14 protein-coding genes and 1 pseudogene are annotated in these 9,967 nt (G+C 72.2%); 10 read left to right on the forward strand and 5 right to left on the reverse strand.

Annotation, left to right across the window (positions count from 1 at the left end):
- On the forward strand, positions 1-673 hold a 673-nt coding region (locus tag AB1285_RS19525; protein WP_429977692.1), incomplete at its 5' end, for a zinc-binding dehydrogenase.
- 4 nt (positions 674-677) lie between these two features.
- Here AB1285_RS19525 and AB1285_RS19530 read toward each other — a convergent pair.
- Complete coding sequence (locus AB1285_RS19530; protein ID WP_363589837.1) at positions 678-1,187, reverse strand: CinA family protein; 510 nt, start codon at positions 1,185-1,187, stop codon at positions 678-680.
- A 266-nt stretch (positions 1,188-1,453) separates the two neighbouring features.
- Here AB1285_RS19530 and AB1285_RS19535 point away from each other — a divergent pair, with 266 nt between their 5' ends.
- Positions 1,454-2,131: a DUF6766 family protein gene (locus AB1285_RS19535; RefSeq protein WP_315638431.1), complete on the forward strand. Its 678-nt coding sequence runs from the start codon at positions 1,454-1,456 to the stop codon at positions 2,129-2,131.
- Here AB1285_RS19535 and AB1285_RS19540 read toward each other — a convergent pair.
- Positions 2,107-2,640 (reverse strand): FHA domain-containing protein, encoded by a 534-nt coding sequence (locus tag AB1285_RS19540; protein WP_187662331.1) that lies wholly within the window; start codon positions 2,638-2,640, stop codon positions 2,107-2,109. The genes AB1285_RS19535 and AB1285_RS19540 overlap by 25 nt on opposite strands.
- A 198-nt stretch (positions 2,641-2,838) precedes the next feature.
- Between AB1285_RS19540 and AB1285_RS19545 the strand changes: the two genes are divergently transcribed.
- The 3 genes from AB1285_RS19545 to AB1285_RS19555 all read left to right on the forward strand — a co-directional run bounded on the left by AB1285_RS19545 (position 2,839) and on the right by AB1285_RS19555 (position 5,165).
- Positions 2,839-3,177 carry an ATP-dependent DNA ligase gene (locus AB1285_RS19545; RefSeq protein ID WP_187662330.1) on the forward strand — a complete coding sequence of 113 codons (339 nt, stop codon included), beginning with the start codon at positions 2,839-2,841 and terminating at the stop codon, positions 3,175-3,177.
- 111 nt (positions 3,178-3,288) lie between these two features.
- Positions 3,289-4,188 carry an SDR family oxidoreductase gene (locus AB1285_RS19550; protein ID WP_259954306.1) on the forward strand — a complete coding sequence of 300 codons (900 nt, stop codon included), beginning with the start codon at positions 3,289-3,291 and terminating at the stop codon, positions 4,186-4,188.
- Positions 4,189-4,247: 59 nt separating this feature from the next.
- A complete protein-coding gene (locus AB1285_RS19555; protein WP_370428613.1) occupies positions 4,248-5,165 on the forward strand; it encodes an EamA family transporter in 918 nt (305 codons plus the stop codon).
- Positions 5,166-5,185: 20 nt separating this feature from the next.
- Here the strand turns inward: AB1285_RS19555 and AB1285_RS19560 are convergent, their stop codons facing one another.
- Positions 5,186-5,950, reverse strand: coding sequence for a YidC/Oxa1 family membrane protein insertase (locus tag AB1285_RS19560; protein WP_280564962.1), 765 nt, complete (start codon positions 5,948-5,950; stop codon positions 5,186-5,188).
- Positions 5,890-6,288: a DUF6412 domain-containing protein gene (locus tag AB1285_RS19565; protein WP_429977693.1), complete on the reverse strand. Its 399-nt coding sequence runs from the start codon at positions 6,286-6,288 to the stop codon at positions 5,890-5,892. The genes AB1285_RS19560 and AB1285_RS19565 overlap by 61 nt, the downstream gene beginning before the upstream one ends.
- A gap of 91 nt (positions 6,289-6,379) precedes the next feature.
- Here AB1285_RS19565 and AB1285_RS19570 point away from each other — a divergent pair, with 91 nt between their 5' ends.
- The gene (locus tag AB1285_RS19570; protein WP_187662326.1) at positions 6,380-7,420 is read left to right on the forward strand and encodes an NAD(P)H-dependent flavin oxidoreductase; all 1,041 of its coding nucleotides are present in this window, start codon (positions 6,380-6,382) and stop codon (positions 7,418-7,420) included.
- A 27-nt stretch (positions 7,421-7,447) separates the two neighbouring features.
- On the opposite strand, the pseudogene purU reads toward AB1285_RS19570, so the two are convergent.
- Positions 7,448-8,297, reverse strand: a pseudogene (gene purU / locus AB1285_RS19575) (formyltetrahydrofolate deformylase).
- A 172-nt stretch (positions 8,298-8,469) separates the two neighbouring features.
- Between purU and AB1285_RS19580 the strand changes: the two are divergent.
- From AB1285_RS19580 to AB1285_RS19595, 4 genes are all read left to right on the forward strand, one after another.
- On the forward strand, positions 8,470-8,742 hold the full coding sequence (locus AB1285_RS19580) for a cation:proton antiporter (RefSeq protein WP_429977694.1): 273 nt from the start codon (positions 8,470-8,472) through the stop codon (positions 8,740-8,742).
- A gap of 162 nt (positions 8,743-8,904) precedes the next feature.
- On the forward strand, positions 8,905-9,231 hold the full coding sequence (locus tag AB1285_RS19585; protein ID WP_429977695.1) for a cation:proton antiporter: 327 nt from the start codon (positions 8,905-8,907) through the stop codon (positions 9,229-9,231).
- Complete coding sequence (locus tag AB1285_RS19590) at positions 9,201-9,590, forward strand: cation:proton antiporter (RefSeq protein WP_429977696.1); 390 nt, start codon at positions 9,201-9,203, stop codon at positions 9,588-9,590. Before AB1285_RS19585 ends, AB1285_RS19590 begins: the two co-directional genes overlap by 31 nt.
- The coding region (locus tag AB1285_RS19595) for a glutaminase (RefSeq protein ID WP_429977697.1) at positions 9,587-9,967 on the forward strand (381 nt) is incomplete at its 3' end. The genes AB1285_RS19590 and AB1285_RS19595, both read left to right, overlap by 4 nt.

A 9,967-nucleotide genomic window follows, 5' to 3' on the forward strand; every position in this document is an offset into this window, starting at 1 on the left:
TGTCGGCGCCCACGGCGACCTGACAGGGGCGTTCGCCAGCCACGTGCAGCTGCGGGCGGGCACCGCGATCGTGCGCGTGCCGGAGGCGCTGCCCGCTGCGGTGCTGGCGCCGGCCGCCTGCGCGACAGCGACCGCGTGGGCCGCGGTGGCGCGTGCCGCCCGTGACATCGACCTCGACGGCGCCGCGGTGCGCATCCACGGCGCGGGTCTCGTGGGGATCAGTGCCGCCGCGATCGCCGCCGAGCACGGTGCCGTCGTCGAGGTGCGCGATCCGGACGACGACCGGCGCGCCTTCGCCTCCCGGTTCGGGGCCACCGCGCTCGACCGCGACCCCGACGTCGTCATCGAGGCCTCAGGGCATGCCGTCGGGAAGGCCCTCGCGGGCGTCGCCGTCGGCGGGACGGCGGTCCTCGTCGGCAGCGTGTTCCCCGCAGCCCCGGTCCCGCTGGACGCGGAGGATCTCGTCCGCCGACTCATCACGGTCGCGGGGGTACACAACTACGGTGCCGACGACCTCGCTGCAGCGGCGTCGTTCCTCGCGGGGCGCGGGCGCGCGTATCCGTTCAGCGAGGCCGTGGGTGCGGTGCGATCGCTCCTCGACATCGACGCCGCCCTCACGGAAGCCACAGCGCCGGGAGCCCCGCTGCGGGTCGGTCTCGTGCCGGGGCGCTGAGACCTCAGTCGGACCCGGTGCGCCGGGGCCCCGCAGGGTGCAGCCCCTCGGCGTGGAAGGCGAGCAGTCGCACCGCGGCGTCGACGCTCGCCGACAGGATCTCGTCCGGATCGCCGGTCAGGGCCAGTCTCCGGTGCCCCGCATCGTCGGCGGTCGCCCAGCCCAGGTAGACCGTGCCCGCGGGGTGACCGCCCTCCGGACCCGGCCCGCCCACGCCGGTGGTCGAGACGCAGATGTCGGCGTCGAAGAGCTCCCGCGCTCCCGTGGCGAGCTGCTCGGCGCAGGCCGCGGAGGTCGGGTCGGTCCCCGGGGTCAACCCCAGCACCCGCTCCTTCACCTCCGTGAAGTACGCGACGATGCCGCCGGCGAACCAGCCGGAGGCCCCCTCGCCGGCGCCGATCGTGTTCGCGAGGCGTCCGGACGTGAGCGACTCGGCCACGCTCACGCGCAGGCCTCGGCTGCGGGCGAGCTCGCCGAGGCGTTCGAGGTCGGGGGTCTCGTTCGGTGCGGTCATCGGGCGCTCCTCTCATCGGTTCCGCCAGGCTACGGGTGCCGCGGAGCCCTGATGGAGGGGATTGACAACCGTGGCCGCGTCAAGCCCCTGGAGGGCACTCATCCTGCGCGCCATCGTCGGACCGTGGTCACACCGACGAAGGAGGCGGACATGGCGGAGGATGCGCGCGACACCGCGGGAATGCGGGCGGTCTTCTGGATCTGGGCGGGGATCATCGGCGTCGGGCTCGCCGTGATGATCGGCCTGCCGCTGGGAGGGCGATGACGATGCGCTCGCGGATCAAGGACCACGCCCTCAGCCTCTTCTTCCTCGCGCTGTTCGCGCTCGCGCTCGCGGGCCAGGCGCTCGCGGGCTACCTCCGCAACAACGAGGAGCTCCTCGACCACGGGCAGCGGGCGATCGGCTTCGGGGACTTCCTCTGGTCGTCCGACTTCGCCGTCGACGTCGCCGAGAACTGGCAGTCGGAGTTCCTGCAGTTCTTCCTCTTCATCGCTGCGACGATCTGGTTCGTGCAGAAGGGATCGCCGGAGTCGAAGAAGCCCGGCGATGAGGGGCCGGGCAGCGATGCGGATCAGCTCGTCGGCCCGCACGCCCGCCCGGATTCGCCGCGGTGGGCCCGGGCGGGCGGATGGCGAGCCGCCGTGTTCGGCAACTCGCTGCTGATCGTGATGGGGGCGGTGTTCGTGCTGTCCTGGTTCGCGCAGTCGCTCGCCGGCACGGTCGTCATGAACGAGGAGAACGCGATGCACGGCGTCGCCGCGATCACCTGGGCCGACTACGTGACCAGCTCGGACTTCTGGGACCGCACGCTGCAGAACTGGCAGTCCGAGTTCCTCGCGGTCGGGACGATGGTCGCGTTCGCGATCTACCTCCGGCAGCGGGGGTCAGCGGAGTCCAAGCCCGTCGGCACCCCGCACCATCAGTCGGCCTTGGAGTCCGATTGAGAGAGCTCGTCGTTGACGTCGGCCTGCGAGAGCCGCTCGTCGTCGGCGTCGTAGCCCGGACGCGCCTCCTGCAGCGGCTGGTCGGAGAACTCACCACCGAGGCGTCCGCCGAAGGGCCGGCCGTGGTCGGCGAACTCCTCGCGGGCGAAGACCAGCTCCCACGGGCCCACCGTGAAGCGGGATCCGGTGCGCAGCGTCTCGGTGCGCTCGCCGGGGTGGGTGGCGTCCGCGTCGGGGTTGGAGTTCATCTCGCCGTCGGCGTGCAGGGTCACCACGTACTCGTCGCGGTCGTCGTGCACGACCGTCGCGTGCACGGGCTCGGTGTCGGCGAGGCGCAGCTCGTTCCCTGCGGCGGAACCGATGCGCACCTCCTCCATGTCGAGCGCGAACTCCGTGCGCTCGTCGTCGCGCCGCACGCGCAGTCGCGGGTTGCCCGCGCCGCGCTCGGCGTGGGTGGTGCCGGGCGTGTAGCCCTCCTCGGGACGGTCGTCGATGTGGCGGTCAGTCATGGCGGTGCCCTCCTCGGGTGTCGATGATTCGAGGCTAACCCCCGCATGGATCGTGCGCAGGGCCTTGACTTCGACGCCTGCGTCGCCCTCCGAGGCCGATTTGCCGCGCGCCCCGTCCGAGGGCTTACCCTCTACCCATAGGCCGATCCCGGCAGTGTCCGCCGGGCTGAGGACCACCCGACCGAGGAGCATCACCCGATGGGCAAGTTCATCTACGAAGGCAGCGTGAAGACCGAGATCGAGGATCGGGCGCTCACGCACCTGCAGCTCGTGATCACGGCCAAGCTGCGCCGCGGCGAGCCGTTCCCGTTCAGCTGGCGTGAGGACGCCAGCGTGGGCGGCGGCCGGACCACCGTCTGGATCCAGCCGGGCAGCTCGCTCGTCTTCAAGTACTTCGGCAGCCGGCAGCCCGCCGTCAACCGAGCCTGGATCGAGGCGCTCGCCTTCACCGCCAACGCTCCCACCGGGCTTTACCTCGTTCCCGAGCCCGCCGAGAACGCCGAGCCCCCGCACGGCGACGCCCCCTCCGCCGGCTGAGGCCGGTTTCCCGGAGAGCGCCCGGGGCTGTCAACCCCCTGCCGTCCGCCCTCCGAAGCCGCGAGGCTCGATCACGACCTGATCGTCAGCCCCATGACAGGAGGAGCGGAAATGACCGACACCACCCGCGACGGCGGCCTCACCGACCCCCGACACGCGCACCACGAGGACGGGTTCCCGGCGCAGAGCCAGGACCAGCCGGGCCTCACCGAGAAGACCACCCCGGAGCCCGACCACGGCGAGCAGTCCTACGTCGGCCACGGGCGGCTCGAGGGGCGGCGTGCCCTCATCACCGGCGGCGACTCGGGGATCGGGCGTGCCGTCGCGATCGCCTTCGCCCGCGAGGGCGCAGACGTGGCCATCGTGCACATGCCCGAGGAGCAGGAGGATGCGGAGGAGACGCTCGCGCTCGTCCGCGAGGCCGGTCGCACCGGCGTCAGCATCCCCGGCGACGTCCGCGAGGAGGCCTTCGCGACCGACGCCGTGCACCGCGCGCGCCGCGAACTCGGCGGACTCGATGTGCTCGTCCTCAACGCGGCCTACCAGCACGACATCGACGGCTTCGAGAACCTCGACACCGAGAAGATGCGTCGAGTGTTCGACACGAACCTCGCCGGTCTCGTCTTCTCGGCACGTGCCGCCTTCCCTGACCTCGAGCCCGGATCCAGCATCATCGTGACCTCGTCGGTGCAGTCGGCGCAGCCGTCACCGGGTCTCATCGACTACGCCATGACGAAGGCAGCACAGGTCGCGTTCGTCAAGGCGCTCGCAGAGGAGGCAGGGCCGCGCGGCGTGCGCGTCAACGCCGTCGCGCCCGGTCCGATCTGGACGCCGCTGATCCCCGCGACCGGATGGGGGCCGGAGCGCCTGGAGACGTTCGGGCAGGACACGCCGCTGGGGCGCGCCGGCCAGCCCGCGGAACTCGCCGGAGCCTACGTGTACCTCGCCTCGGCGGAGTCGTCGTACGTGTCCGGAGCAGTCCTCGCGGTGACGGGCGGCAAGCCGCTCTGATCCGCGTGAGGAGGGCGCAGGCGGCGGGGAGGCAGGACCCCGCCGCCTAAGCTTGTCTGGTGCAGAGACCCGCGACATCCGGACCCCTCGTGGGCGTCGCCCTCGTCATCGGATCCTGCCTCTCCCTGCCGTTCGGCGCCGCCGTCGCCGCGCAGCTCTTCCCCGTCCTCGGGCCGTGGGGCGTGACATCGCTCCGCGTCGCGATCGCCGCGCTGCTGCTGGTCGTCATCGTGCGACCGCGGCCCCGCGCCTGGACCCGGTCGCAGTGGCTCGCCGCGGTGCTGTTCGGGGTGTCGCTCGCGGCGATGAACGGCTTCTTCTACGCGGCCATCGACCGCATCCCCCTGGGGCCGGCCGTGGCGATCGAGTTCCTCGGGCCGCTCGTGCTCGCCGCTGTGCTGACCCGTCGTCTCCGGGATGCGGTGTGGGTGGGTGTGGCCCTGCTCGGCATGGCGCTGCTCGGCGTGGACGGCCTCGTCGGAGCCGAGCCCCTCGACCCGCTCGGCGTGGTCTTCATCCTCATCGCGGCCGGATTCTGGGTCATGTACATCCGGATGAGCGCGCGCGTCGGCGCCCTCATCCCCGGCAGCAGCGGGCTCGCGATGGGGCTCGTCGTCGCGGCCGTGCTCCTCATCCCCGTGGGTGTGCCCGCGGCGGCGACCGTGGCGCTGGACCCGCAGCTCCTCCTGCTCGCGGCGGTCACCGCGGTGCTCTCGTCCGTCATCCCGTACAGCTTCGAGCTCGCGGCGCTCCGTCGGCTCCCGCAGCGGGTGTTCGGGGTGCTGCTGAGCCTCGAGCCGTCGTTCGCGACCCTCGCCGGGTGGCTCATCCTCGGACAGGACGCCACGCCGCTGCGGCTGCTCGCGGTGGCGCTCGTGATCGCGGCGAGCGTCGGGACCACTCTCGGCGTGCGCCGCGACCGGAGGGGCGACGGTGCCGCGGGACCGTTCACCGCTCCGATCCCGCTTCCGGACTGACCCCTCCGGCCGAGCGGCTCTCACGCCCGGACGACGGCAGGCTGCGGCAGCGGGTAGCGGCGGCGCAGGATCACCCGCTGCACGAGGGTCCACACCACCGTGACCGTGAGATAGAGCGCGGCGGCCAGGGGGACGAAGGCCGCGAACACCGCGGTGAGGTAGTGCAGCGCCGACATCATCCGCAGCATGCCGGGGGAGCTGAGCGGGGAGTCGTCGCCTTCGACGGGGACCGGCCGGAACACCCGCCGGGTGACCTCGGCGACGGCGATCATCACGGCCAGCAGCACGCCGAAGACCGCGAACGTCGCCGGGGTCGCGGTGCCGCCGAAGAGGGCCGACACCAGGCTCGTGCCGAGCGGGGCACCGAAGAGGTCGTGGGTGAGCAACTCGTTCGGGTGTCCGGCGATCTCCGGTCGCAGGAACAGGGTGTACAACAGCCCGACGACGGGTGCCTGCGCCAGCACGGGCAGCATCCCTGCGAAGGGCGAGGTGTTCTCGGCCCGGTAAAGCGCCATCATCTCCTGCTGCAGGCGCTCCGGGTTCTTCCGGTGGCGCTGCTGCAGCGCGCGCAGCTTCGGGGCGAGGCGGGCTCTGGTCTGCTCGGCTCGGGCCTGGGAGATGCCGACAGGGATGAGGAGGGCGCGCACGAGGAGGGTCACCAGGACCACGGCGAGGGCGGCGGCGGAGGGGCCGGCGAGGGGTTCGAGAAGGGTGGAGGGGCCGTTCAAGGCACCGTAGGCGGCGTCCAGGAGCGCGGCGAGGGGAGGGAAGGCGAAGATGTCCACGGGAAGGTCCGTTCGATGAGGTCGGGAAGGGTCGGCGAAGGCCGCGCGGTCCCGGTCGGACGGACTACGCGGCTGGTCGCGACTCCCGGCGCTCGCGGACGAGGGTGCCCGGCGGCATCCGGATCGCTCTGCGGGAGGAGCGTTCCGACATCGATCGCCCGCAGCGGGTGCGGGGCATCGGCGGAGGTCTGGTGGCGCACGCTCAGTGCGAGTGCGAGCGTGAGGACGGTGACGGCGAGCAGCGCGATCGCGAGGCCGAGCGCGGCGGCATCCGGCATCGTCACAAGGCCGATCGCGGCCGCGACGAAGCCGAGCATCTGCCCGAACCACTCGCTCATGCCGCGAGCTTACCCCGTTCGAATCGCCTGAATCGCTGTATCCGGGCCGCCGATGGAGCCATTCAGGCGATTCGAAGGCGTACCGTCGGGTATGGCGACAGAAGAACTTCTGGGAGTGGAGAATCCGATCGTGCTGGGGGCGTTCGGGGGGACCTCGTCGGTGGAGCTGACGGCGGCGGTGAGCGCGGCCGGCGGGCTCGGATCCTACGGTCTCTACGGCTACGACGGGGACCGGATCCGGGAGGTCGGGGCCGAGCTGCACCGCGCCACCGACCGCCCCTTCGCGCTGAACATCTGGCTGCCCCTGGGTGACGAGGCCGTGCCGAACCCGCAGCACACGGTCTTCGCGCAGGCGCTGGAGCCGTTCTACGAGGCCGTCGGGGTTCCGGTGCCGGCACGCCCCGAGCGCTACATGCCCGACCTCGACGAGCAGCTCGACGCGGTCTGGGAGGTCGCCCCCGCCGTGCTGAGCGTGGTGTTCGGGGTGCCGTCGCCCGCCGTCGTCGCCGAGGCCCGCGACCGCGGCATCCGGGTCGTCGGCACCGCCACCACGGTCGCCGAAGCGGTCGCGCTCGCCGAAGCCGGTGTCGATGCCGTCGTCGCGTCCGGAGCCGAGGCGGCCGGGCACCGCGTGTCGTTCTTGCGCCCCGCGACCGAGTCGCTCGTCGGCACCATCGCGCTCGTGCCCCAGGTCGTGGACGCCGTCGACGTGCCGGTCATCGCCGCCGGCGGGATCGCCGACCGCCGTGGGGTCGCGGCGGCCTTCGCCCTCGGTGCCTCCGGCGTGCAGGTGGGGACGGCGTTCCTCGCGACCGCCGAGTCCGCCGCGACCGCAGCGCACCGCGACGCCATCCGGACCACTGCCGCCGACGAGACCGTGCTGACGAAGGCGATGAGCGGACGCCTCGCCCGCGGAGCCCGCAACCGCGCAGTCCGCGCGATCGAGGCCAGCGGCACGATCGCTCCGTTCCCGATGCAGAACTGGCTCACCGGACGCTTCCGCGCGGCGGCAGGAGAGCAGAATCTCGGCGAGCTGCAGTCGCTGTGGATGGGGCAGGCCGCCCCGCTCGCGCGCGGGACGACCGCCGCCGAGGTCTTCGCAGAGCTCGCCGCCGGAGTCCCCGGCCGTTGAGAACGCCGACCGCTGAGCGGCGGAGCGCTACAGGATGACGGTCGAGCGGCCGTGCACGATCACGCGGTCCTCGGCATGCCACTGCACGGCACGGGCGAGCACCAGACGCTCGACGTCGGCGCCCCGGCTCTGCAGCTCGGCCGCGGACTCGGAGTGCGTGACCCGCGTGACGTCCTGCTCGATGATCGGCCCCTCGTCGAGGTCGGCTGTGGCGTAGTGCGCCGTGCACCGATCAGCTTCACGCCGCGCTCCTTCGCCCTGGCGTAGGGGTTCGCGCCGATGAAGGCGGGCAGGAACGAGTGATGGATGTTGATGACCGGGGCCTCGAGGCGCGTGATGAAGTCGTCGCTGAGGATCTGCATGTACCGGGCGAGCACGACGAGATCGACGTTGCCGCGGAGGAGGTCGAGCTGACGCTCCTCCATCGCCTGCTTGTCCGTCGAGGGGATGTGCACGAACGGCACTCCGAAGGAGCGGACCGCCTCGGCGAGGTCGGGGTGGTTCGAGACGACCATGGTGATGTCGATGTCGAGCTGCCCCCGCTGCGTGCGCCAGAGCAGCTCCATGAGGCAGTGGTCGTACTTCGAGACGAAGATCGCCACGCGCTTGCGCCGGGCGACGTCGTGCAGCGACCACTCCATGCCGAAGCGCTCCGCGACCGCCGCGATGTCGGCCTCCAGGGCGGGGCGCGCGGCGGACAGGCCGTCGAGGTGATGACCGTCCGCTGGAAGAATCGGCCACCCTCGGAGTCGGTCGAGTGCTGGTCGAGCGAGATGATGTTCGCCCCGTGCCGGGCGAGCACGCCGGCGACCGCGGCGACGATGCCGGGCTGGTCGTCGCAGGCGATCAGCAGTCGGGCGGTATCGGGCTGGGTCATGGCTGCTCCTCGGGGTGTGCATCGATTCTGCCGTGTCGCGCGGGCGGGGAGCGAATCGCCCGCGGCGTCGCTACCCTGAGACCGTGGATGCGAGCGACGTCGGACTGGTGCTGATCCCGCTGCTGGCGGTGGCCGCACCGCTTCTCGCACGCGGCGTCCGTCCGCTCGTCGGGTGCCGATCGTCGTGTTCGAGCTCGTCCTCGGGATCCTCGTCGGTCCTGCGGTGCTCGGCTGGGTGGAGCCAGGGCCCCTCCTGGAGAAGCTCAGCGACTTCGGCCTGGCCGTGCTGTTCTTCGTCGCCGGCTCCGAGATCGACTTCCGCCAAGTGGCCGGAAGCCCCTGGCCCGGCGTCGCTGGGCTGGCTGCTCAGCGTGCTGCTGGGCATCGGGCTCGGATTCTTCTTCGCCCCGGGCGAGGGCATGGGTCGTCATCGGGATCGCGTTGAGCTCGACCGCCCTCGGCACGCTGATGCCGATCCTGCGTGATGCGAAGGAGCTGGACACCCCGTTCGGCCGTGCCATCAGCACCATCGCGCCGTGGGGGAGTTCCTGCCGCTGATCGCGATCTCGATCTTCCTCAGCACCCGACGACGCCCCTGGCCACCGCGGTGCTGCTGACCTTCGTCGTGCTGGCGGGCCTCGCCGTCCTCGTCGCGCACCGGGTGCCGCACGGGCGCCTGCACGGCATCGTGCGCGCGACCCTCCACACCTCCGACCAGTTCGGGGTGCGCTTCGTGATCCTCCTCATCGCGGCCCTCGTCGGCCTCAGCGTCATGCTCGACCTGGACATGCTCCTCGGCGCCTTCGTCGCGGGGGCCATCTGGCGCATCATCATGGCGCGGCACCCGAGAAGGACGCGGCCGAGGTCGAGAGCAAGATCGAGGGGCTCGCGTTCGGCTTCCTCGTGCCGGTGTTCTTCCTCTACACGGGCGTGACCTTCGACCTGCAGGCGCTGCTGACGTCTCCCACGGCGATGTCGCTCGTGCCGGTGTTCCTGTTGGCCCTCCTGGTGATCCGCGGATCGGCCGCCCAGCTGTCCGCCCCGGCGGGCGCCAGCGGGCGTGACCGCGCCGCCCTCGGCCTGCTCGCGGCCACCGGACTGCCGATCATCGTCGCGGTCACCGCGATCGGCGTGGACCAGGACATGCTCGACTCGGGGACCGCGGCCGCGCTCGTCGGGGCGGGCATGCTGTCGGTGCTCCTGTACCCGCTGATCGGGATGACGCTGCGGGGCGATCGTGCGCAGGTCGCGGGCCCGCGCCTCGCCGACCAGACCACGCTGGGGGAGCTGTGACCACCGCCTCCGCCCTGCTGACCCAGGCCGTGCAGGAGCTCGCCGGCGCACCCCGCGAGGGCCTCGGCGAGGAGAAGGACTCGCGCTGGCGCGGGCGGCGGATCGTCCGTGTCGGCGAGGCCTGGCACCTCGGCGTCATCCTGCTCACCGACACGCATGCCCTGGCGACGGCGGAGGTGCTCCGCGCGGCGGACCCGGGGCGTCGGGGATACACCGCCGAGTCGGCGCGGGCACGGGCCGAGCGCCGGGCCCTCGCGCTCCGGGGCGGCTTCCATGAGGGGGATGTCGTGCACGTCGGCTGGAGCGTGATCGACGTCGACGCGGTGGATGCCGGAGGCTCCTCCGGTCCGCTCGCGCTCATCGACGGCGTGCCGTCG

The sequence above is a fragment of the Microbacterium sp. NRRL B-14842 genome (genome assembly GCF_050470785.1).